We start from the raw sequence: 23351 nt of genomic DNA, 5'->3' as shown, positions 1-23351 counted from the left end.
GTGCAAATTTATATATTTTATTGAAACTTACGGATCGCCGGAATGCACAGCACCAGGGCAACACAAGAGAGACCCAGGCCGGAAAAAATAATAATGGTCGGTACGCCTCCGATCCGGTCGGCCAGCCAGCCGACTAAGATATATCCGACCGGCAGCAGGGCGAAGGAACCGAACATATCCAGACTGGCTACCCGTCCGAAGGCTTCCTTCGGAACAAGCTCCTGCAGGCTGATCTCCCAGATCAGCCCGAAGATCATTAATCCGAAGCCTTCTACGGCAAATAAGGTGATGGCTGCTGCCGGGGTGCCTGCGAACGGGAGCAGCAGCAGGGCAGCCCCGCTGATCATGGCGCCGCCGTAAGCCAGGATGCCGCGGTGATTCCATTTTGGCCGCAGGCCGTACAGCAGGCCGGCCGTTATGGCCCCGACACCGGAGAATGTAACGGCCAGGCCGTAGAGATAAGGAGGCCAGCCGTGATGGACCTTGAACAGCCAGGGAAGAAGGATGCTGATTACGCCCGTATAACATATATTGACGAAGCAGAAGGCGAGAATTGTAATCCAGAGCCAGGGCTGGCTGCGAAGAACAAGTATTCCTTCGGCGAAATCCTGCCTCCAGTGCGGAGCTGGAGAGGTCCCGGCAGCAGGCTTAGCCGGGATTTCAGTCTCAGCGGCAGCAGACTGCAGCCGGGTCATCATCACTCTGCGCAGATAGATCAGGCAGATGAGGGAGATAAGATAGGTGAAGGCATCAATTCCGAAGCCGAAGCCTGCGGACAGGTGGGTAATCAGCAGTCCCCCTAACGCGGGACCGATCAGCCGCACGGACTGGGTCGTGATCTGAGTTAAAGAATTCGCTGCTACGCGGATATCCGGAGTGAATACGGTAGCGCGGACGGCAGCGTAGGCGGGCTGGAATAAGCCGTCCAGCAGGCCGTAGCAGGCAACAAGTCCATAGAGCAACGGAATGCTCAGTACTCCGGTCAAGGACAGCACAGCCGTCGTAATCATAACGATGAACCGGGCAATATCGGCCAGCATCATAATCCGTACCCGGTCGTAGCGGTCAACAATATGTCCGGATACCGGCAGCATGATTACATTAGGCAGCATATAGGCGGCCATGACCATCCCCATAATGGTGGTGGAGCCGGTCAGGGAATAGACTAGGACAGGCAGGATAACCATGGTTACCGAGCTGCCCAAAAAAGAAACTAAATGTCCCAGCCACAGGTAAGGAAAGGCGCGGGATTGCCGGAAAGGGGCGGCGAAGCCCTCAAGCGGATGATGCTTCGGTTGTCCGGAAGGGCCAGCGGTGCTCATCTATTGCTGTACCTCCTCTTCCGGCTGCGCAGCAGCATCGGCAGACTGCAGACGGCCCAGCATCACTTCCACACCGTATTCGTCACCTTCCGTTACCTTGGACTCCCAGGCAGTAATCAGCTCCAGCAGCTCCTGGTGGAATTCGGCAAGCTCCTGAGGAGAGAGAGTAAGCCTGGTAGTGAAATGCCGGGTCTGGTCTTCTTTGCGGAAGTGAAGGCTGCGAAGCGCCTCCGAGTGGAACATCGTACCTTTGGAACGGTAAAATTTCTGGATGATGCCTCCTGCGGCTTCTGTACGGACAAGCTCCAGCAGACCGCCTTCATAGAGCTTGACGATATGGTAGTGAATATTACCTGGAGTCTTGTTCAGCTTCTCCGCAACCTGCTTGGAGGTAAGCGGCTCTGCCGACAGCGTGTGCATAATCTTAATCCGTAAGGCGCTCTCCAGCAGCTTATCCTGTTCCGGCGTAACGTTCAAAAGCTGGTTACTTGTCTGCAGATCCTGTTGATCTGAAACGGCCGCTGTGGTCGAGTCTTGCGTTTTGCCAGTTGGCTTGGTCATCAATAAGCCTCCTCTGTAGGGTCCGTATTAACATGTATACCATCTGTATCCAAATTTCGATCTGTTAAATAGTTCGATCTGTAATGCAGATTGGGTAACTGAATTATAGTTTATCATTATAGTGGGGTCAAGACTTAACTCCGCAGAGTGGCGCCGGAGAGACGAATGGTTTAAGATGAGTCCAACAGCAAGCAGAGGATACAGAAGAGAAGCAGTTGCGTAACGAAAGGAGCTCAGTATGTTCCGGAGAGATTATATTGTGCGGATGATCGAGGATATGACAGCTATGGTCGCCAAGGTGCTGACCTTGAAGCAGGATAAAAAAACAACGGAGGCCCTGTGGGAAGTAGATGAGCTGCTGATGCGGCATTTTCGCCTGAATTCGCGTCTGCTCAATTCGTTGTCCGTAGAGGATATTACTGATATGTTTCGTCTTGGAGGGGTGCTTGAGGCCGATAGGCTGCAAGGGGTAGCCCGGCTGCTGAAGGAGGAAGGCGGGATTTACGCGGCCAAAGGAGACCGGGATGCAGCCCTGTTCAGGGCGATGCGTTCCCTGCATTTATTCATCTATGCCGATCTTCATGGCGCGGACCGTGAGCTGCTGAATATGACGGAAGAGATCCATGAGCTGCTTGAGGAAGTGGAGCCGTACCGCCTTCCCGCCAAGACCGAACGTCTCCTGATGGCTTACCACGAATCTCTGGGACATTACGCCAAGGCGGAGAATAGTCTCTACCGGCTCTGGGAGCAGGGGGAGAATGTAGCGGAGGAAGGCAGGGAGCTGTATGAACGGCTGCTGATGTTAAGTCCGGAGCAGTTAGCCCAGGGCAGTCTTCCACTAGAGGAAGTACAGCAGGGCATGGAACAATGGAGCAAGCTGACAGTTAATGCTATAATGTAACGATATTCAGGAGACTACGTGCTCTATTTTATATATCCGAAAGTGAGATGTACCCATTTGGAAGCTTTGAAGGAATTGATCGAGCAAGTGATAACCGGCCGCACTCTGATTACGGCTACACTAAGCCAACTGCGCAGTAAGGGCGATGCCGCCTACAATAAAGTACAGGTTAAGCCTGTTGAGCTAAAAGGGAAGCTGCATTATCAGTTTGCCTATTATATCGGCCCTAAGGTAGAACACCGCAACATTCCCGCAGAGGATGCTGCTGAAGAGATGCTCTCCTTGCTGAGGGACACCTTCCGCCAAGGCCTGCTGTGTACGGCAGGTGCCGACTATCAGGTGCTGATCAGCAAGAAATACAAGGTATCTATTCTGACCAAATCAGCCAGCAAGCAGGAAGCGCCAGATCTGGCCCATAACCGCCGGAAGCAGTATGTGCTGGATGAGGGGGAGCCGGTGCCGTTCCTGGTCGAGCTTGGTATTATGAACAGCGAAGGCAAGGTGCTGGCCAAGAAATATGATAAGTTCCGCCAGATCAACCGGTTCCTGGAGATGGTTCAGGATGTGCTGGGCGATCTGCCGGCAGGCCGTCCGCTGACGATTGTGGATTTTGGCTGCGGGAAGTCTTATTTGACCTTCGCCCTGTACCATTATCTTGCTGTCCGCGAGCAGCGGGAGCTGAATATTGTCGGCCTTGACCTTAAGGCGGATGTCATTGCGCACTGTGGTGCGCTGGCTGCCAAGCTGGGCTATGACCGGCTGAAGTTCCTGGTGGGGGATATCGCCGACTATAATGAGCTGGATCAGGTGGACATGGTGGTCACGCTGCATGCTTGTGATACCGCCACCGATGCTGCACTGGAGAAGGCGGTGCGCTGGGGCGCATCGGTGATTCTCTCGGTGCCCTGCTGCCAGCATGAGCTGTTCGCGCAGGTGGAGAGCGAGGTGCTGAATCCGCTGCTGTCCCACGGTATCCTGAAGGAGCGGTTCTCAGCGCTGGCCACCGATGCGATCCGGGCGAAGCTGCTGGACCTGATGGGCTACCGCAGCCAGCTGCTGGAATTCATCGACATGGAACATACCCCGAAGAACATCCTGATCCGCGCCGTCCGCAGCGACAGCGGCGACCAGGCCGCCAAATGGCGCGAATACACCGCATTCCGCGATTTCCTCGGCGCCAAGCCTTACCTGGAGCGCGTCTGCTCCGACCTGCTGCCTGCCGGCAGTCCGGAAGCTTAATTTACGTGATGAATAGTTTAGGGTATGACAGAAAGGCCGCTTCCTGATGGGGGCGGCTGTTTTTTTGCGGTTTGAGGCTGTATGGACTGGTTGATCAAGGGGATAGAGCCTATGCAAGTGGAAAACCGAATGCAAATTGGAGCCTATAGGAGCTTTGATAGACAATAGTGTTCCTGAATTGGCGGAGTGCCAATTTGGGTGGAATGAGGAGCAGAAGTGCTCTTCATTTTAGCGTGAGAGCTGCGTTTGGTGGAATGAGGAGCAGGAGTGCTCTTCATTTTAGCGTGAGAGCTACTTTTGGTGGAATCAGGTGCAGAAGTGCTCTTCATTTGAGCGTGTGAGCTGCGTTTGGTGGAATCAGGTGTATAAGTGCTCTTCATTTGAGCGTGTGAGCTACTTTTGGTGGAATCAGGTGTATAAGTGCTCTTCATTTGAGCGTGTGAGCTACTTTTGGTGGAATCAGGTGTATAAGTGCTCTTCATTTGAGCGTATGAGCTGCGTTTGGTGGAATCAGGTGCAGAAGTGCTCTTCATTTGAGCGTGAGAGCTACTTTTGGTGGAATCAGGTGCAGAAGTGCTCTTCATTCGCGCGTTCGAGTTAACTTAGGGGGACCAGTTGCCTCTTCTGTTTTCCAGTAAATATGGGCAGACTGTTAAGCATCATGAGTAATAGGAGATTTAGGATGCAGGTGAACAAGTATGGACGGCCAAGTGACTGGTTGGTTACTTTGGTTTGCGGGTTGGCGTTAATAGCAGCGGGGGTTGCGGCCTGTGTGCTGAGAGGGTTCTTTTTCACCGGGGAGATGTATTTGTTCCTGACGGTGTGGTTTGGCTTGTGCGGGGTCTTGCTGGGATCGGTACTAATCTATATGGCGGTTGGTAGAGGGGCTGGGCTGAGGCTGCACAAGGTAGATCCGAAGTTGTCTGGTGGTTACTTGAATAGGACGCAAATTGAGGAACAGTCTGAACGCAGAGAGAATACCCGGGAGTTGGCTGACAATATAGGTGGCGGGAGGGGGCGGCTGGCTGTATGGGGGTTACTCAGCGGTTGTCTGCTACTCTGTCTATTGTATGCTATCCATGCACTGGGCAGTCCCGTGTCCGCGCAAGGAACACTGAATGAAATGCTGCGCTCAGGCTTCTATACTAGCTTTGTGATATTCGCTTTGTTGGCGGCACGAACCCGCCGGGGAGGGGCCCTTCTTGCAGCAGTGTGGCATCTGCTTGGAATCACTATTAGTTTGTCGGCCCTCTTAGCGGTCTGCGGAGGTCTGCCGGTTCCTTATGCGGTGGCGTATACCGAATCGCCTGGGGTCAGTGCCACTGGTGCGAGACTGGCCGGGCTGCTTCAGTATCCGAATGCCTTTGGTGCGGTGATGGCCGTATATCTGCTGGAACGGCTGTTTGCTGCCGCTTATAGCTTCAGGCGTGAAGATTCTCAGGGAGGTGCAGGCATCAGTGCGGTGCGTGCAAGTGTCGGTGGAGCGGGTGAGGTAGGGGTAGAAACTGCGGGTGCGGGCAATAATTCGGTACGTGCGAGTGTCAGCGGAGAGGGTGAGGTAGGTACAGAAGGTGTGAACGCGGGCAATAATTGGGTATGCGCGGGTGTCGGCGGAGTAGATGAGTCAGTTGCAGAAACTGCGGGTGCGGGCAATAATGTGGTACGTTCAGGTGTCAGCGGAGTAGGTGAGTCAGGTGAGTCAGGTGCAGGAGATGCAGGCAGCAGTGCGAAGCTGACCAGAACCTGGTCCGCTTCGCACTGGCTGAGAGCGGCGCGCCTGCTGCCGCTCTTCCCGTACGCCGCCGCGCTGCTGCTCAGCGAGTCGCGCGGCGCATGGCTGGCTGCGGCTGCCGCCAGTGCCGCAGCCCTTCTCCTGAAGCGGCAACTGTTCGTGCCGCTTCTAATCACCGGCGCCGCCCCCGTTGCCGCGGCGGCGCTGCTCTACCGCCAGCTGGCCCGCTCCGGGCTGGCGGCAGAGCCCCTGCCCGGCCTGCTGCTGCTGGCCGGGCTCTGGGCCGGCGCGTGGCTGGCCGGCCTATGGCTGCACCGCCGCAGCTGCCATGCGGCGGGCAGGGTCCGCGCCGCCGTGCTGGCACTGGCGGCGGCGGGCTGGACGGCGGCGGCCAGCGCCGTCCTGCTGCTGGTACGCGCGCGGATCACCGGGCCGTCACCGACGGCCGCCGCGCGCGGGCTGTTCTACCGCGACGCCTGGAAGCTCGCGGCAGAAGCGCCCTGGCTGGGGCGCGGGGGCGAGACTTGGCGGCATGCGTACCTTGCCGCCCAGTCCCGCCCCTACGTAGGCAGCCAGGTGCACAGCGGTTACCTCGACATCCTCCTGAACCTCGGGATGGCGGGTCTGGCTGCGCTCCTCCTGCTGCTCCTGGCCGCAGGAGGGCTGGTATTCAAGGCGTCACCAAGGCTGCTTCCGCCCTTGCTTGTGATCGTGCTGCATAGCGCAGCCGATTTCGACTGGAGCTATGGACTGGTCTGGCTGCTGCTGCTCCTGCTGCCCGCCTGGGCAGTTGCCGAAGCTAATAGCCTGACTATTAGGACGGTTAACTCTCCAGCTCAGCATGACTCCCGTTGGCAGCGCAGCAAGCTGACTGGCCAGCGAAGGAAGCGGCCGCGCCGGTTATGGGTTTATGCAGGCATAACCGTTCTCTGCGGGCTGACCGTCCTATACAGCGGCCTTTCCTTCCAGGTCATGAAAGGGGCTGCTCTATTCAAGCAGGCGGTCAGAGAGAATGATCCTGCGGTACGAATTACACTGCTGCAGCAATCACTGAGATGGAATCCGAGAGAGCCGCAGACTGCGGTTGCTTTATCACGGCTGCTCCCACAAAACCAAGGGGTTGATCTGTTATTGCGCAGCCTGTCATTCTCTCCAGGGAATGTTGCTCTGCATGGGGAGCTTGCGGCAAATTATCTGCGGGGCAGTGATCCTGGTGAAGCGTTGTACTGGGTCCGCCGAAGTCAACAGACGGATCACTTTAATGCTTCGGGGCGGCTTGCTGCTCTAAGAGGAATGCTTGAGATGGGGGAACGCAGCTTGGCAGAGGGAGACAGACGTATAGCGGAGGACAGCGCGACGGCGGGACTAGAGCTGCTGCGGCAGTACAGCCTGCTGACCACCATGGAGCAGGACAGAGGACCGCAGCACAATGACCGCAACTTCACCCTACTTCCGCAGAGCGAAGGGATCTATCTTGCGTTAACACATTTACAGTCCCAGGCGGCCCTTAGCTCCAATAATAAATAAGACGTACCTCAGTATGGAACTCGAAGTTTGATCGCGAATGGGGTAAACACATTAGCACAATGACCGCAGCTTCAACCAAGTAGCTCATCAGCTTTAAAATAGTGGAGCAGAAGCAATTCCCCTTCAAATTGCAACTTTTCCAAGCGGGGGTTGTTTTTAGGGGCGTTTGGCTTCGCGTAAAGGACAGAGATGCTCTTATCCGGGAAGAAATTCGCCTATTGGGCGAGTAACGGACTCCACAGGCCTTATCCTTTGCACTTCAGCTCCGAAACGTCTCCTAGAGAGAGTCTAAGGTCGCCTGATTCCGTTACGCTGCAAAAGGTGGCGTTCTCGTGGGAATAAGGTCTTTTCAGTCCGTTAGATTTTTTGAGATGATAAGGTTTCATTACACGAACCCCTGAGTATCAAAAGCGTATCCGCCCTTTTCAATCTGACACTGTACTAGTAGCCCATCAGCTTTAAAACTGTAAGGAAGACCTCAGGAGTGTTAACGTGTGAACATGAACATCCATGAACATCAAGCTGATATTAAGCTGATGCTGCACCCGTTGCAGACTTCTACTCTTGCATTCAAGTAGGTGATTGTATTTCCTGCAATAGAAAATGGATTACTGACCGTAGAATGAGATTCTATTGTATTTCATACAGTAGAATGTTGTGTTTTGGGTGAAAACTGGCCTTTGTTCAACATTCCATTGTACGGAATACAATAGATTCTATTTCGGAGCCTATTTTACAGCATTCCATTGTACAAAATGCAGTTACTATCGTTCGAGCGCCTGCAGCATCCGAATGACTGCTGTACTAGGACTTCCCACCACCGCCCATCCCCCGAGCCGCAGTTCCTACCCATCCCCCGGCTTATCTCAGGCTTTAACACGCCGCGAGATCAGCCATGAGTACACAATTGGAACAATAGTCATGATTACCAGAGCGGTGATGATCATGCTGATCGACAGCGTAACGGGCATGAAGGTGGCAAGCGCAATCAGCAGACCGCCAGTCACCCACATTCTTCCGGAGAAACGGTGGGTTCTCCGCCATACGGCAGGGTCATGCAGCGTCCAGGGCGTGCGGATTCCTGTGAAATAATTATCCCTGATCTGCGGCAGGAAATTTCCGATTACAGCCAGCAGCAGCCCTACGCTCACAGTAGCCCATTTTCCGGCGGCAAATTGCTCATCGAGCCCGAAGCTGACCGACAGGACTAGAGCGGCATCACAGATGACGGCAACGGTGAGACGGATCATTTTGTAAGGGCCGGGGAACTTATTATAATTCTCTCCCTTGGGGTCAACATTGCGTATGAACTGCATCGCGAGCGGAAAAATCAAGCCCAAAAAAGAGAACAAGATAATAACCGAACCCTTGCTCCAGTAAGTATTGACCTTGCCCGTTATACTGAATTGGGCGGGCAGCTGATCCGGCAGCCTGCCGTAATTCACCAGCGCGTAGCCCAGTGAGAGGAGCCCGAGAATGACAATCAGCGTATCCTGCCACTTCCATGTGAAATTCTTCATCAATGTTCATCCTCCGTATGTTTAATAGCGGGCGGTTCACTTTTCCCTTTGGTCCCGGAGCCCTTCGAGCCAGAATCTGTCTGAGTTTCCGGTTGGCCGTCCGTGCTGCCCTTGCCCGTACCCGTTAATTCCAGGAACCAGCCAAGTACCTCTTCAAGTACCGTGGAGTCCAGCGAATAGACGATGAATTGCCCGTTACGTTCGTCCTGCACCAGTCCTGCGTGCTTCAGCGCATTGAGGTGGTGAGAGATGCTGGGCTTCGTCATATTGAAAAAATCGGCGATTTCCCCGGCCGTCCGGTCCTTTTCACGCAGCAGCCGGAGAATTTGTCTCCGGGTCGGGTCGGCGAGCGCTTTGAACGATTCATTCAACTCCATGTCCTCCTTTCGATATTTAAATAATTATCTAAATGTATAATATGACTCGATTCCAATCTTTGTCAACACGGAAAACTCACACATATGTTTCAGCGAAGGCGCTTTTCTTCCAAATAGAAGAATTTATATGCTTCACGCTATAAATTATCCTTCTATTTCCCGCCAAACCGCTACCGTCCTGCAAAGAACAGCAGAGCCGTTTACGCTTGTATTCCTTAAGTAGAAGTCGTAAGCCTGCATATGCTAGAATAGGCTAGGAGAAGCTGGATACATAGAGCGGTTAAGCAGATGGGTTCTGCCAGCAGAATACCAGGCTATTACGCCATACGGGAGGAGACCTGCAGTGCATTTTATATCTGATGTCATTTCACAATTGTTTGAATGGATTCAGTCTCTGGGCTACTTCGGGATTATGATCGGGCTCATGATTGAAGTCATTCCAAGTGAGATTGTCCTGGCTTTTGGCGGCTATTTGGTCTCACAAGGCGATATTAACTTTTTTGGTGCGGTGCTGTTCGGTACCGTTGGGGGAGTAATCGCCCAGATCTTTGTTTATTGGATTGGCCGTTATGGCGGCAGGCCTGTGCTGGAGAAGTACGGCAAGTACATTTTCATCTCCAAAAAGCATATTGACCACTCCGAAGAATGGTTTCAAAAGTATGGGACCGGTGTGATTTTCACAGCCCGTTTTATCCCGGTTGTCCGCCATGCCATATCCGTTCCGGCCGGTATTTCCCGCATGCCGCTGGGCAAATTCACTATGCTGACAACCCTTGCAGTTATCCCGTGGAGCGCGTTGTTTGTCTATCTGGGGTACACGCTTGGAGACAAGTGGGAGACCATTGATGAGGTCGCAGCCAAGTATACTCATGAGATTCTTCTTGGCGCTATTGCGGTAATTATTCTGTATTTCCTGTTCAAGTGGTACAAATCCAAAAAGAAGGGTAGTGCAGTATGAAGCAGAATGTAGCATCCAAATTTGGCCAAGGCCTGACTCCGCGCCAGTTCGTGGAAGCCATGACGAAGAACCAGCAGGCTTTTGAATCCTGGTATGAGAAGTTCGCCTGGGAAGACGAGAGTGACCGGGAATATTTCGAGAGCCTGAATCACCGTGATGATCTGCGTGTGCTGATTCTGGCTGCGGACTGGTGCGGAGATGTGGTCCGCAATGTTCCGGTCGTCTTCCGGATTCTGGAGACTGCGGGCATTAAGACGGAAGTGCTGATTCTCGAAGAGAACCAGGAGCTGATGGACAATTTCCTGACCATGGGCGGACGCTCCGTTCCCATCGTGATTTTTGCGGATACCGGAGGTTATGTACTGGGGCAGTGGGGACCGCGTCCGGAGCATGTCCAGACCCTGATGAGAGAATTCAAACGGGAGAACCCGGACCGCGAAGCAGCGGACTATGACAGCAAAATTACCGAAGTGCGCAAAGCAATGGGGCAAGCCTACGGAGAAGGAACGGAATCACACGCAGTTATCGCCAAAGAGCTGCGCAGTCTGATCTCCGGATTCTAATGCCGATGCTTGATATTCGTTCTTATAATCTGGGGGCACTCCAGACCAATGCCTATCTTCTGACGGGGGCAGACCCTAAGCGCGGTGTCATCATCGATCCTGGTGCTAATCCAGCTGCCCTTCTGCGCGCGTCTGAGGGAATGGAGATTGAGGCGATTCTGCTGACACATGCCCATTTCGACCATATTGCCGGGCTGGACGAGGTCCGCAAGGCCAAGAAGTGCCCGGTCTATATCCATCCGCTGGAGAGTGAGTGGCTGGGCAGCCCGAAGCTGAACGGCTCCTTGATGTGGCCTGATACCACGCCTCCCATCAGCACAGATCCGGCAGAATACGATCTGGCGGAAGGCCAGATTCTGAAGCTGCTCGGCCTTTCTTTCCGTGTACTGCATACGCCGGGACATTCGCCGGGCAGCGTCAGCTTTTTATGCGGGAATGATCTGTTCGCCGGTGATGTCTTGTTCAAAATGGGAGTGGGACGTACCGATCTTCCGGGCGGCAGAGAACGGGATCTGATTGATTCGATCCGCGGCAAGCTCTACCGGCTGGATGAGGAAGTGAGAGTGTTCCCCGGACATGGTCCGCGAACCTCAATCGGCTATGAGAAGCTTCACAACCCGTATGTTCCGATGTAGGAACGACATCTTCTGGCCTGATTTGACACAAACCGGGAAATTAGAGGTGGACAAGCAGGGGCCAGGTTGTTACAATATGGTTAATTAAATGTAACATTTACCTCGCGAAGCACGCAGACTGTGGAATAATCCCGGTTTGCGTTCTTTTTTTTGCCTATAGATTTGCCTATAGATATGAATTTTTTTAGGGGGAAGCAGAATGAAGAATAATATGCATTGCCAGCTGGATTACGGGGAATTGGAAGCGAATGATTCATTGATAGCAGAGCGGAATGAAGGGAATGATCTGACCGGGAAGAGTGATACTAAGTATACGCTGTTCTGGAGCTTTCCCGGAGGCAAGGGGGCTGTACAGCCATGGAGACGCAGACTGTGGGAGCTGCAGAATAATTCGGACTCTGAATGAACGATAGCTATTACATAGACGTATTACAGGTGTGACAGAAGAGATAAGGGGAGGGGCTATGGGCGACAGGACGCTGGAGAACATCAGCCAGGCACAGCAGGGTGACGCTGCTGCACTGGCCGTGCTGCTGCGGGAGCATTATCCCTTCCTGTACAAGTATCTGATCAAAGCGACACTTGACCCTTTGCTTGCGGAAGAGATTGCTCAGGACACGATGGTCAGATGTATGGAGAAGATCGGGACTTATAACGGGACCTCGGCATTCTCTTCATGGCTGATTACCATTGGCAGCCGGCTCTACATCGACCGTAAGCGGCGCTGGAGCCGTGAGGCGCAGTGGCGGGAAGGGCAGATGCAGGAGCAGGGGAACCGCAGTTTACGCTGGAGCTTTGAGAGCCGGAATATGGAGTGGAGTGAAGTGCTTGACGCCTTGTCGCGTCTATCCTCTGCGCACAGAATGGCTGTACTGCTGAAGCATTATTACGGGTACAGCTATGATGAGATCGGGGAGATGCTGGAGATTCCTTCCGGAACGGTCAAATCACGGGTAGCTGCCGGACTGGGTCAACTGCGAAAGGAGCTGAATGAGGATGAGGTTTAAGAGTGACGAGGAGCTGCTGGGTAAGCTGTCCGCGGAGCTGGATCATCTGGATATGCTGTATGCCGATGTTACTCCGCCCTCCTTGCCGGAGCTGGAGCAGCTTATTGCCGGGGAAGCTGTCCGCCGGAGGAAGCGGCGCCGTAAGGAGCTGCTGATCTTCCTATTGGTGGCTCTTGTACTGGTTACCATAGTGATTTCTATTCTAAGCACGGCGCCGGTGCTGTATTGGAGTCTGCAGGCAGTGTTCATTCTGAGCGCACTTGGCAGCCTGGGAGCAGCGCGGATCAGACACGGGCGGGAGGAATTATAATTGTGAAGGAGCTGCAGGAGATACCTATTTGGCTCTGGATGATTATTGCGGCCTTACTGCTGCTGCAGGGAACCTGGCTGTTCCATGATGCCAGAGACAGAGGTCAGGGGATGAAGGCCTGGTTGTGGGGAATCTGGGGACTTACCGGGGCGCCCTCACCGGCAGTATGTTACCTGCTGTTTGTAGTTCTTCCAGATAAGCGCAAACGGAAGGCCGGAAGGAGCCGCTGAGACAATAGCTGATTGCCCGGGAGATAAGGAGGATACGGCTATGAATGATTTGAATTGGGGATTGATTGGGCCGCTGCTTGCATTGCAGGTAATACTGGCAATCATCGGTCTGATTTCTCTGAGCAAGACAGAGCAGGTACGCGGACCGAAATGGATGTGGGTTCTATTCTTGATTTTTGGCAACCTGCTGGGCAGTGTGGCTTATTTCACACTGGGAAGGAAAGAGTTCTGATGCCGCTGCTAGAGGTTAAGGATCTTCACAAGAGCTTTAAGGGACATCCCTCAGTGAATGGCATCAGCTTTGGAATTGAAGCAGGACGCTGTGTCGCCCTGCTCGGACCCAATGGAGCCGGGAAGACTACAACGCTGCGCATGCTTGCCGGCCTTCTGCCGCAGACTGCGGGAACGATCACTTTTGACGGGTCTCCGGGGACGGATTACCGCCGGCAACTGGGCTATCTGCCGCAAGCCCCGGCTTTTTACAATTGGATGAGCGGGCACGAATATATCTTATTTGCCGCCAAGATGAGCGGATTGAATGCACGGGAGGCTGCAGCGGCATCGGGCGTTGTGCTGGAGCGTGTGGGACTAGGCTCTGCGGCACGGCGGCGGATTGGCGGATATTCCGGGGGGATGAAGCAGCGCTTGGGGCTGGCCCAGGCCCTGGTACACCGCCCGCGCCTGCTTCTGCTGGATGAGCCGGTCTCCGCGCTTGATCCTATCGGACGCCGGGAAGTCATGGAACTGCTTAGGGACATCCGGGAGCAGACAACCGTTATTTTCTCCACGCATGTGCTGCATGATGCGGAAGAGATATGCGATGATGTCGTATTGATGAACCAGGGGACCATAGCCGTTCAAGGAACCTTGTCCAGTCTCCGCGCAGAATACAGTCTGCCGGTAATCCGGCTCACTACAGGGAAGGAAGCTTCGGCTATCCGGTGGCTGGAGGAGCTTAGACACAGGGATTTTATTGAAGAAGCGCTTATTTCGGAGGGCAAGGCCGTGTTCAACGTCACGGATGTAGGGCTTGCCCGCCGGACGCTATTACAGGAAGCCGTAGAGCTGGATATTCCGCTGCTGCAATTTGAAGCAGGCTCATCGACACTGGAGGACCTGTTCATGAAGGTGGTGGGAACATGAGGAAGCTTTGGGCTCTATATTTGAAGGAGATGCTGGAGAATGTGCGCAGCTATAAGCTGATATGGGTTCCCGTGGTGTTTATTGTTCTGGGAATTATGCAGCCGCTGGTGAGCTTTTATATGGCGGATATCCTGGCGTTCTCTTCCAATGTCCCGGCTGGGTTGATGGAGAATATGGAGAGACCGGCCGCGTCCTCTGTAATGGTTCAGGCCTTGGGCCAGTATGGAACAATTGGTATGCTGATTCTGGTGCTGGGAACGATGAACAGCCTGGCAGGAGAGCGCAGCAGCGGCACCTCCGAACTGTTAATGGCGAAGCCGGTCTCCCCTATATCCGTTGTTGCGGCCAAATGGACCGCGAACTTCACGGTACTGGTTATTGCCATTGGGCTGGGGGCAGCGGGAGCGGCTTATTATACAATACAGCTTATGGGAGCTTTATCCTGGCGGGATGTGATCGCAGCGTCCGGACTGTATGCATTGTGGCTGCTCTGTGCGGTGTCGCTTACCCTGCTCTTCAGTGCCTGGCTGCGCGGGCCTGCAGCTGCCGGCCTGTCTCTCCTGCTGGCAGCAGTCATGAGTCTCGTCCATGGCCTGTTGCCAGTTAAGCTGAGCTGGATGCCTGCTGCTCTGCCCGGAATGTCTGCCGGTGTGCTTGCAGATGGAGGCACCGGAGTGGGCTTGGCACCGATTGTCTCCGCCGTGCTCCTGATTGTGATTTGTATTGCCGGTGCCGCACTGCTGGCTGGAAGGAATAAATTGCCAGTTTAGCAAGCTTTACAATAAGAAAGCCATCTTTCATGAATTTTCAGAGTGTTTTCTGCGGAAATTCATCGTACAATCATCCTGCTGCTGGACAGCTCTATCTTTTTTTAGTAGACTGTTGAAACAAGCAGAACCATGATAGATTTTGGTCAGGAGGTAGGATGATGCTGCGTTTAGGAGAGAAAATTGTCATTGTCGCAGACGCTTTTGAGCAAAGTCTTCCTATCGGAGACTATGGCTACCTGATTGCTTACGACCGCAATCCTGATAATGCGTTTGATTATGTCATTCGTGTTCCCGAAGCTAACCGGAATTTCTATGTTACGGCAGAGGATATTGAGGCCGAGGAGCAATTGCTGGTAGCAGAAGCCGAGAGAGCCACGCACGAAGCGCTGATAGATTATGCATTGTCAACGTACAACGAGAAGCTGTTCCATCACCTGATGAACGGGGAAGAAGTTGAAGCGGAAGAGATAGAGACAACATCCCCAGAAAGTTTGTCCCAGGCGGATTTCATCAAACAGGTGAATCTTCGCGCTTGGATTTAAGTAAGAGCCGGCGAAATGCCGGCTTTTTTTTGTCTAGTGATAAGCTAAGCATGCCGCCTGCAGTCCACACCTTTACAAACAAAATGACTATTAATTCAAACGATTATTACTATTTTGGTCTAGGGAACGGATGATAAGATCAGCAAAGAGCAGGGCAATAGATCTATAAACCGGGGGTGATAACAATCGGCTGCTTGCGGGAGACAGCCATGACGCCTCCCCTCCTGTATACGCTTCCACTTATAATCAGAACCGGTCCATAGTGCGTCCCTGCAAAGGATTTTCTTTGCGGTAGACTCTGGGCAATGTGCCGGTGACCTTTTTAAAGGCTTTGGTAAAGTAATTATAATCGGGAATGCCGACTTGCTCCGCAATTTCGTAGATCGGACTGTCGGTGTCACCCAGCAGCCGTTTGGCCATTTGAATGCGCAGGTTGCGGATATATTCCGCAATGCCCATGCCAAAGTTCTGCTCCGAGAGCTTGTAGAGATGGGATTTGCTGATGCTGAACTCCCTGCACAGAACAGGAACGGACAGATGCTCCTTAATATGATCTGTAATATAACTGTCAATCTTTTGTGCGAGCGAATCCTCCTTCAGAATCAGCATCCGGGACAGATACAGGTAGCTGGCGCTCATCTCCATGGTTTTGGCATAAGCATCAATGATTTCCTTGGAGATCTGTTTTTTTTGCTGAAAGGCATGGTGCAGTTTATCCATATCCACCTGATAGACGCCTATATTCTCATAGACCCTCTGCCATAGCTCATCGCGTTCTCCGGTCTGCAGCAGTTGGCCGAACATAATATACCCGATGACCTGATTATCCGTTTGAATAGGAACCACCGTTTCTGTAAGTCCGGCATGACATTGATAGGTATATAGCTGCTTCTCCTTTTTCACTTGGGTACAGGCCTGCTGGTCGCAGAGGATGCACTGGGCCTCCGCGCGCGGATCACTCCGGATGATATGGCAATAGGTCGAATGGCGGGTGGGATAAGCAGCCAGCTCATGAAAGGAATTGTCGAAAATCACTGTGCGGATACCGGTCAATGTATAAAAATTGCGCAGCAGTTCCTTGACGTCCGATAAGTTGAACAACAAGCCCATTATGCTGCCTCCTCTTCTTCCGGATGGATCACTCGTTGCTGGCAACATTGTACTGTATCTTATGTGTGACATACAAACAAAAAAAAGAGACGAGGTGCTTTTAGAATGCCGCTTATCGATCTGCCGCTGGAGCAATTATTGACTTACGAGGGACGGACCCCCCGTCCGGCCAACTTCGAGGCTTATTGGGAACAAGCATTGCAAGAGATGAGAACGACGGATGCCCAAGTTGAATTGGTGAGAAGCGAGTTTCAGGTTCCGTACGCTGAATGCTTTCATTTATATTTTACAGGGACAGGTGGAGCGCGTATCCACGCGAAGCTGATCAAGCCGAAGCGTGCTGCCGGCCCGCATCCGGCGGTGGTGCAGTTCCACGGGTACGCCCACCACTCGGATGACTGGGCCGACAAGCTGATCTATGCTTCCTTGGGCTTTACTATAGCTGCAATGGATTGCAGAGGTCAGGGAGGATTGTCCGAAGATGTCGGAGGGGTCAAAGGAACCACACATAAAGGGCACCTGATTCGCGGACTGGATGATTCAGCCGAACAGTTGCTGTTCCGGCAGATCTTTCTTGATGCGGCGCAGCTGGCCGCGATTGTAATGGACATGCCGGAAGTGGATGCTGCCCGTGTCGCGGCAATCGGAGGATCGCAGGGAGGAGGGCTGGCGCTGGCCTGTGCGGCGCTTGAGCCGCGGATCAACCGGGCTGCGCCCAGTGTTCCGTTCCTGTGTGATTACAAACGGGTCTGGGAAATGGACCTGGCCAGAGATGCCTACGAGGAACTGCGGACTTTTTTTCGTCACCGCGATCCCCAGCACCTGCGGGAGGACGAGATTTTTGAACGGCTCGGATACATTGATGTTCAACATCTGGCGGACCGGATTCAAGGAAAAGTGATGCTGGGTGTGGGCTTGCTGGACACGGTGTGCCCGCCTTCCACTCAGTTCGCTGCCTACAACCGCATCCGCAGCGAGAAGACACTGGAGATTTACCCCGATTTTATTCATGAACGGCTGCCGGGCTTCGAGGACAAGACGATACAATTTCTGCTTGAAATGTGAGAGGCGAACCGCCTCTCTTTCTTGATAGATAGAATTTATATGTTTTGGGGTCCCCGCAAAGTACCTGAGTCAACACCTACGCTAAAGCCTCACTACCCTGGAAATAGCTTTACTTCCCCATTTCCATCTTCTGTGGTGCCGCGTCAGGGCATGGATGGCTTTGTGGGGGTATTTTGTATAGTCTTGGGTATGTACGTAGAATTCAGTAGTTTTGCCTATCGCAGCCGTACATCATCCATGCTACTGCAATCCATGCGGACTGGAAGGCCGTTATTTCAGACGTTTGGGCTATTCTGCACGCTCGGCGGACTGAGGTGCTCTTAACTAACTTATTTGCTCTTGTTTTCGGCTCGTCCAGACCCAATAACGGCCACTCAGTCCGCAATCAGCAGAATAGGTGTCTTTTTGGCAATATAAGAGACGCCCAGTCCGGCAATCACCCAAATTATTTATTTCATGCACCAAAAAACCGCGAAGCCTACCTTGGAAATAACTTTACTTCCCCATTTCCATTTTCTGTGGTGCCGCGCCAGCGGCATGGATAGCTTGTGGGGTTGTTTTGTTGTTCCAGGACCTGTTACAGAGGTATGATGTCGATACGAAGGAAAGCTTTTGAAGGAGAGATACTATTGACAAGATTTATGAGAGCGCTTTCAATTTATCCCAAACTTGTTATGGCTTTCTTGCTTGTTATTATTCCGCTCTACCTGTCAGGGCTGATCATGAATCAATCCGGGCAAGAGGTTGTCCAGAAGCAAATCTCGGAATCCATGGCCAGCCGTGTCCACTTCTATCTGACTTCGCTGGAGACAGAGCTGACACGGCTTACGCGGCTGAAGCTGGAGTATGTCAATGATGACGACCTGCTCTTGCTGGCGACGGTTCCGGATCAGTTGAATGACTACGAACGAATCCGCGCCTTATTATCTGCCAAGAATAAATTGTATTTGCTCAAAAGCTCCAGCCCGTTCGTGGAGAACGTTAAGCTGTATATTCCCTCCATGGACAGAAGTATTAATGCCAACAATTTCGACAGTGCGATGCCGCCTGAAGAGCTGGAAGAACTTCTGAACCCGGCCCATATGAAATCGCCGATTTTCGGTTTGGGGGAGAAGCTGCTGATGAGCGGGGTGTATCCTGATGCTGTGTACGCCGGCCGGCCGCCTGTGCTGGCCATTGAGATTCAGCTGTCCCGCCCGGAAATTCTCCGTGCACTCTCCAGCATGGCCGAGGGGGAAGGCGGCGGAGCAGTATGGATGGATACGGGCGGGCAGTGGCAGATTGCTTCCGGTGTGGAGGACTCGCTGCTGGCTGCGCTCGGGGAAGGTCTGCAGGGTGAACTGCTCAATGAAGGCGGCACATCCGGTCAATACCGGCTGGAATCTGAGGGAATTGACTATTTTGGAGCCAGTGAATATTCACCGCTGCTAGGGACGACGCTGGCTGTTTTTGTTCCTGCGGAAACGGTCCTTGAGCCTCTGAGCAAGCACCGGCGCTGGATTTGGGGGGTGTCGCTGATCGCTTTGCTGCTCGTCGTAGTTTTCTCCTACTGGATTTACCGCTTTATTCATAAGCCGATGAGGCGGCTGATTACTTCCTTCCGGAGAGTGGAGAGAGGGGACCTGAGCGTCAGGCTATATCACGGCAATCAGGATGAATTCAATTATGTGTATAATCACTTCAACCACATGCTGGAACGGATTCAGGAATTAATTCATGAAGTGTATGAGCAGAGAATCCGATCCCAGCAGTCTGAGCTGAAGCAACTGCAATCGCAGATTAACCCCCATTTTTTCTACAACACCTTCTTTATTCTGCAGGGTCTTGTCCGGATGAGGGAATTTGAAGTAGCCGACCGGATGCTTCGTCATCTCAGCGGTTATTTCCAATTCATCACACGAAATGGGGCGGAGCAGGTCAGTTTGCTTGCTGAGATGAAGCATGCCTGGTCCTATGTGGAAATTCAGAACATCCGCTTCTCCGGTACGGTCATATCCGAACTGGAGCCCATACCTCAGGGATGGGAGTCTTCCATGGTGCCCCGGCTCATTGTACAACCATTAATTGAGAACGCCTATGCCTACGGATTGGAGAACAAGCTGGCAGGAGGAATTCTGCGGGTATCCTTCCGGGAGGAAGGAACGGACCGGCTTGTTATCGGGGTTGAGGATAACGGCGAAGCGCTGGACGACGGAAAGCTGGAGGCGCTGCGAAGAACGCTGACTCTGGCTGAAGAAGCTATGGAAACGACAGGGGTCCTCAATGTGCACCGCCGGCTTCAACTGAAATATGGGCCGGAGTTTGGAATTGAGGTTTCACGCAGCGAGCTGGGCGGGTTGAAGGTGCTGCTGAGTATGAGACGGGAAGAGGGGGAACAGCCATGATCAGACTGCTGATTGTCGATAACGAACGGTGGATTGTGCAGAACCTGCTTGATTTGTTCGGGCATTGGGACAAGCTGGAGCTGGAGGTATACGGCGTGTATTCCGCAGCGGAGGCGCTGGAGCTGCTGGGAAAGATGAAGTTCGATATTGTATTGTCCGATATCCGCATGCCGGGAATGGACGGGATTGAGCTGCAGCAGGAAATCAGGCGTCACTGGCCGTGGTGCAAAATTATTTTCTTGAGCGGATATGATGAGTTTGATTATATACAGCAGGTCATGCGCGGCGGCGGGGTGGACTACCTGTTAAAGACGGAGGGCGAGGAAGCGATTCTTCATGCCGTGGAGCAGGCTGCTGCGCAGCTGGATGCCGCGGTGGAAGCAGAGGAGCTGATCGGCCGGGCTCACCGGCAGCTTCAGCTGGTCCGTCCGCTGCTGCTGGGCGATTATTTACTGGAGCTGCTGCAGGGAGACAGCCCGGTCTTAAGCCAGCTTGCACATAAATTTCATGAGCTTGAGTGTCCGCTGGATGCCGGCTGCGGCGTATTGCTCACCATCGGACGCGTGGATGATTGGCGGGATGAGCTCAGTGTGGCAGACAGGGAGCTGATGCTGTACGCTATCCGGAATATTGCCGAGGAATACTGGCACCCCTCCGTCCGCTGCCTCAGTCTGCGTTATGACAAGAACAAGCTGTTATGGCTGCTGCAGCCCCTGAACGATGCTCCGGAGGAAAAGAAGCGGGCAATCCGTTTCATTCACGGGACGCTGGAGACGATCGCAATGTGCTGTAAGCGGCTGCTGAAACTGCGGATCTCTTTCTCAGCCGGTGCAGTGTTTCGCCCCTGGGAGGATGCGCCCCGGCAGTTCAGCACCTTGAAGGCATTGCTGGGCCGGGGACTGGGCATGGGCAAGGAGCTTGTCCTAATCGAAGAGTGCAAGGAAATCGGCGATGCTTCGCTGGAGACGGAACTGCATAATCATGAAGTCAGCAGCCAATTGGGTAAGCTGGGGGCCATGGCGGCTTATTTGGACAACGGGCAGCAGGAGCATTTCTTTCTCGAATTCGGCAAACTGGCGGCCTTGGCCTCCCCGCAGCGCGGCACCGGTCACCGGCTGAAGCTGGAGATCTACTATTCCCTCATGTGTTTATTTCTGTCTTATATGAACCGCTGGGAATTGCATGAGGTCATCGGAGACTCCATTGATTTGGACAAGCTGACAAGATATGAGGCTCACCTGTCCTGGGATAGCGCAGAAGCCTACTTATCGGCGCTGGCTATGCTTTTGTTTGAACAAAAGCAAAATGATCAGGTCTACCGTGAGCATGATTTAATCACCCGCGTCCGGCTGTACGTAGAGCACCATTTGGCCGGGGATTTGTCGCTCACCAGGATCGGTGATGTCGTAGGCTACAATCCGTATTACTTGACCCGGTTGTATAAACGCTTAACGGGCCAGTCGTTGGCAGATTACGTGGCAGACTCCCGGCTCACGGAAGCCCAGAAACTGCTGGAAGGCGGCAGCCTGATCGTTCAGGATATTTCCAAAGCGGTCGGCTTTATGACGGAGCAATCCTTCTACCGTTTTTTCAAGAAGGAGACTGGTATCACCCCCCAGGAATACAGAGAGAGGCATGCATTATCCAAATCGGATAATCAAAAGTGAAAATCGGCGAGTAGAGGGGCGAGAGGAAGCCAGCCTATAATAATGCTAAATAAGGCGAACTTTCACGCGGACCCACCAAGATTCAGGGGGGATAAGAAGTGAAGGGAAAGAGATGGGCAGTCTTGACGTCTTACGGAATAGTGTTGTCGCTTTTGCTGAGCGCGTGCAGTCCCGGAACGGGCGGAGGTTCGAATACTGAGAAAGCTTCCAGACCGCCGGATGAAGGGCAGCACAGCCAGCAATATGAAGCCGATCCGTTCGGGACATACGATCCGCCGGTTCAGCTTCACATCGCGCGTCCGGTTGACCAGAGCTGGACCTATCCCGGCGGCGACAGCATCGAAGATAATATCTGGTACCGGGAGTACCGGAACCTGCTGGGAATTGAAATTATACACGATTGGACCGCCTTGCCGGGCGAATACAACCGTAAGCTGAATGTCATGATCGCCTTGGGCAGTCTGCCGGAAATGTTCTCCGTCTCGGCCGCCCAGCTCAAAGGGCTGGCGGATGCGGATCAGCTGGAAGATCTGACAAAGGTCTACGAACGCTATGCTTCAGACCGCACCAAAAAGCTGCAGATGGGAGACGGCGGTGCAGCACTGGCTTCAGCCACATTCAATGGCAAGCTGCTCGCTATACCTATCGTCAATGCTCCCATCTATGAAGCCAATCTGCTGTGGGTGCGGACGGATTGGCTGGAGAGACTGGGTTTGCCGGAGCCCGGGACGCTGGAAGAGGTATTTGCGATTGCTGAAGCATTTGCCAAAGAAGATCCGGACGGCAATAACCAAGCGGATACCTTCGGCCTGGCCCTCAATAATTATCTGTATGGCGGCTTTGCCTCGCTTACCGGGTTCTTTAATGCCTTTCATGCCTATCCGCAGACCTGGATCAAAGACGGGAACGGCCAAGTCATTTACGGCTCCATACAGCCGGAGATGAAGCATGCGCTGGGCAAGCTTCAGGAGATGTATAAGACCGGGCAGCTTGACCGGGAATTCGGAGTCAAGGACAGCAACCAGGTAATGGAAGATATCACTGGGAACAAGCTCGGCATGACGTTCGGCGCCAACTGGAATCCCTATGTATTCCTTGATGCCGTGCGGCACAACCCTGGAATGGAGTGGAAGCCGTTTCCGGTGCCTTCAGTGGACGGCATGCCGGCCAAGGCCAGTGTCGGCTTCTCGGCCAGCGGCTATGTCGTAGTGCGCAAAGGCTTCGAGCACCCGGAGGCAGTGGTGAAAATGCTGAACCTGCATGAAGAGGTGGTTCACGGCGCAAGACGCGGCGAAGGCGAGTTCATCACGATGGAAGGAGACGGCGGCGAACGAATCAACACTTCCAGACTATCCATCGTCCAATCCGGCGTATCGAACGAAGATGTGGCAGAGTCGTTGTCGTTACTCCGCGAGGCTATCCAGAACGAGGATGAGAGCCTGCTGAAGGATGCGCTCACTGAAACTGATAAATATGGGCCGGCGCTCGATTATCTGAACACCGGGAACATGGAAAATTGGGATGTTGCCCATCAGTATTTCGGTTTTGAGATCACTATGGACCACTATAGCGGCGACCGGCTGCTGATGACTGCCTTTGGCGGTCAAACACCTACAATGACTGAGAAGTGGGCCATGCTGGACCGGCTCGAGAAAGAAACCTTCACCAAAATCATTATGGGGGCCGTTTCCATTGATGAATTCGATAGCTTCGTAAAGGAATGGAACCGGCTTGGCGGCAAAGCAATTCTGGAAGAAATTAATGAACCGTAATGAGGAGCGTGAACAT

Annotated in this window: 22 protein-coding genes and 1 pseudogene; 18 read left to right on the top strand and 5 right to left on the bottom strand. The window is 53.4% G+C overall.

Translation table 11 applies throughout. From position 1 onward, the window contains the following. Nucleotides 1-17: 17 nt before the first annotated feature. Both NSS83_RS14605 and NSS83_RS14600 read right to left on the bottom strand, forming a co-directional pair. Nucleotides 18-1322 carry an MFS transporter gene (locus NSS83_RS14605; RefSeq protein WP_341348493.1) on the bottom strand — a complete coding sequence of 435 codons (1305 nt, stop codon included), beginning with the start codon at nucleotides 1320-1322 and terminating at the stop codon, nucleotides 18-20. Beyond that, on the bottom strand, nucleotides 1323-1883 hold the full coding sequence (locus NSS83_RS14600; RefSeq protein ID WP_341348492.1) for a winged helix-turn-helix domain-containing protein: 561 nt from the start codon (nucleotides 1881-1883) through the stop codon (nucleotides 1323-1325). Nucleotides 1884-2121: 238 nt separating this feature from the next. Between NSS83_RS14600 and NSS83_RS14595 the strand changes: the two genes are divergently transcribed. The 3 genes from NSS83_RS14595 (at nucleotide 2122) to NSS83_RS14585 (ending at nucleotide 7282) form a co-directional block, all read left to right on the top strand. After that, nucleotides 2122-2784, top strand: a complete 663-nt coding sequence (locus NSS83_RS14595; protein WP_341183909.1) for a DUF6483 family protein — start codon at nucleotides 2122-2124, stop codon at nucleotides 2782-2784. Nucleotides 2785-2841: 57 nt separating this feature from the next. Beyond that, complete coding sequence (locus NSS83_RS14590; RefSeq protein WP_341183910.1) at nucleotides 2842-4023, top strand: SAM-dependent methyltransferase; 1182 nt, start codon at nucleotides 2842-2844, stop codon at nucleotides 4021-4023. Between the two features lie 682 nt (nucleotides 4024-4705). Beyond that, nucleotides 4706-7282, top strand: a complete 2577-nt coding sequence (locus tag NSS83_RS14585) for an O-antigen ligase family protein (protein ID WP_341348491.1) — start codon at nucleotides 4706-4708, stop codon at nucleotides 7280-7282. An 866-nt stretch (nucleotides 7283-8148) separates the two neighbouring features. Here the strand turns inward: NSS83_RS14585 and NSS83_RS14580 are convergent. Next, on the bottom strand, nucleotides 8149-8802 hold the full coding sequence (locus tag NSS83_RS14580; RefSeq protein ID WP_341348490.1) for an SdpI family protein: 654 nt from the start codon (nucleotides 8800-8802) through the stop codon (nucleotides 8149-8151). Nucleotides 8803-8927: 125 nt separating this feature from the next. Beyond that, nucleotides 8928-9173, bottom strand: a pseudogene (locus NSS83_RS14575) (autorepressor SdpR family transcription factor); the annotation flags it as partial. Between the two features lie 349 nt (nucleotides 9174-9522). Here NSS83_RS14575 and NSS83_RS14570 point away from each other — a divergent pair. From NSS83_RS14570 to NSS83_RS14520, 11 genes are all read left to right on the top strand, one after another. Beyond that, on the top strand, nucleotides 9523-10137 hold the full coding sequence (locus NSS83_RS14570) for a DedA family protein (RefSeq protein WP_341183913.1): 615 nt from the start codon (nucleotides 9523-9525) through the stop codon (nucleotides 10135-10137). Continuing rightward, nucleotides 10134-10700, top strand: coding sequence for a thioredoxin family protein (locus NSS83_RS14565; RefSeq protein WP_340751667.1), 567 nt, complete (start codon nucleotides 10134-10136; stop codon nucleotides 10698-10700). Before NSS83_RS14570 ends, NSS83_RS14565 begins: the two co-directional genes overlap by 4 nt. Nucleotides 10701-10705: 5 nt before the next feature. Further along, the gene (locus NSS83_RS14560; protein WP_341348489.1) at nucleotides 10706-11335 is read left to right on the top strand and encodes an MBL fold metallo-hydrolase; all 630 of its coding nucleotides are present in this window, start codon (nucleotides 10706-10708) and stop codon (nucleotides 11333-11335) included. Nucleotides 11336-11534: 199 nt separating this feature from the next. Then, nucleotides 11535-11741, top strand: coding sequence for a hypothetical protein (locus tag NSS83_RS14555; RefSeq protein ID WP_341183915.1), 207 nt, complete (start codon nucleotides 11535-11537; stop codon nucleotides 11739-11741). A 58-nt stretch (nucleotides 11742-11799) separates the two neighbouring features. Then, nucleotides 11800-12342: an RNA polymerase sigma factor SigY gene (sigY, locus tag NSS83_RS14550; RefSeq protein ID WP_341183916.1), complete on the top strand. Its 543-nt coding sequence runs from the start codon at nucleotides 11800-11802 to the stop codon at nucleotides 12340-12342. Beyond that, nucleotides 12332-12652, top strand: coding sequence for a YxlC family protein (locus NSS83_RS14545; protein ID WP_341183917.1), 321 nt, complete (start codon nucleotides 12332-12334; stop codon nucleotides 12650-12652). Before sigY ends, NSS83_RS14545 begins: the two co-directional genes overlap by 11 nt. 2 nt (nucleotides 12653-12654) lie before the next feature. Next, complete coding sequence (locus NSS83_RS14540) at nucleotides 12655-12882, top strand: hypothetical protein (RefSeq protein WP_341183918.1); 228 nt, start codon at nucleotides 12655-12657, stop codon at nucleotides 12880-12882. A 40-nt stretch (nucleotides 12883-12922) separates the two neighbouring features. Beyond that, nucleotides 12923-13114 carry a PLD nuclease N-terminal domain-containing protein gene (locus NSS83_RS14535; protein WP_036696316.1) on the top strand — a complete coding sequence of 64 codons (192 nt, stop codon included), beginning with the start codon at nucleotides 12923-12925 and terminating at the stop codon, nucleotides 13112-13114. Then, complete coding sequence (locus NSS83_RS14530) at nucleotides 13114-14025, top strand: ABC transporter ATP-binding protein (RefSeq protein ID WP_341348488.1); 912 nt, start codon at nucleotides 13114-13116, stop codon at nucleotides 14023-14025. The genes NSS83_RS14535 and NSS83_RS14530 overlap by 1 nt, the downstream gene beginning before the upstream one ends. Beyond that, nucleotides 14022-14795 (top strand): ABC transporter permease subunit, encoded by a 774-nt coding sequence (locus NSS83_RS14525; protein WP_341348487.1) that lies wholly within the window; start codon nucleotides 14022-14024, stop codon nucleotides 14793-14795. The genes NSS83_RS14530 and NSS83_RS14525 overlap by 4 nt, the downstream gene beginning before the upstream one ends. 158 nt (nucleotides 14796-14953) lie before the next feature. Continuing rightward, entirely contained in the window at nucleotides 14954-15337 is a 384-nt protein-coding gene (locus tag NSS83_RS14520) for a hypothetical protein (protein ID WP_036696310.1), read from the top strand. 246 nt (nucleotides 15338-15583) lie between these two features. Here the strand turns inward: NSS83_RS14520 and NSS83_RS14515 are convergent, their stop codons facing one another. Next, a complete protein-coding gene (locus tag NSS83_RS14515) occupies nucleotides 15584-16447 on the bottom strand; it encodes a PocR ligand-binding domain-containing protein (protein ID WP_341183921.1) in 864 nt (287 codons plus the stop codon). A 105-nt stretch (nucleotides 16448-16552) separates the two neighbouring features. On the opposite strand from NSS83_RS14515, the gene NSS83_RS14510 reads away from it, so the two are divergent. The 4 genes from NSS83_RS14510 to NSS83_RS14495 all read left to right on the top strand — a co-directional run bounded on the left by NSS83_RS14510 (nucleotide 16553) and on the right by NSS83_RS14495 (nucleotide 23335). After that, entirely contained in the window at nucleotides 16553-17512 is a 960-nt protein-coding gene (locus tag NSS83_RS14510; protein ID WP_341348486.1) for an alpha/beta fold hydrolase, read from the top strand. Nucleotides 17513-18141: 629 nt separating this feature from the next. After that, a complete protein-coding gene (locus NSS83_RS14505; RefSeq protein WP_341348485.1) occupies nucleotides 18142-19896 on the top strand; it encodes a histidine kinase in 1755 nt (584 codons plus the stop codon). Then, entirely contained in the window at nucleotides 19893-21563 is a 1671-nt protein-coding gene (locus NSS83_RS14500; RefSeq protein WP_341183924.1) for a response regulator, read from the top strand. Before NSS83_RS14505 ends, NSS83_RS14500 begins: the two co-directional genes overlap by 4 nt. Nucleotides 21564-21661: 98 nt before the next feature. Further along, nucleotides 21662-23335, top strand: a complete 1674-nt coding sequence (locus tag NSS83_RS14495) for an extracellular solute-binding protein (RefSeq protein WP_341348484.1) — start codon at nucleotides 21662-21664, stop codon at nucleotides 23333-23335. The last annotated feature ends 16 nt before the right edge of the window (nucleotides 23336-23351 follow it).

The organism is Paenibacillus sp. FSL H3-0469, from assembly GCF_038051945.1.
Lineage (GTDB): Bacteria > Bacillota > Bacilli > Paenibacillales > Paenibacillaceae > Paenibacillus_AQ.
Note: the sequence above shows the minus strand (reverse complement) of the source record. Positions and strands in the feature narration are given on the sequence as shown.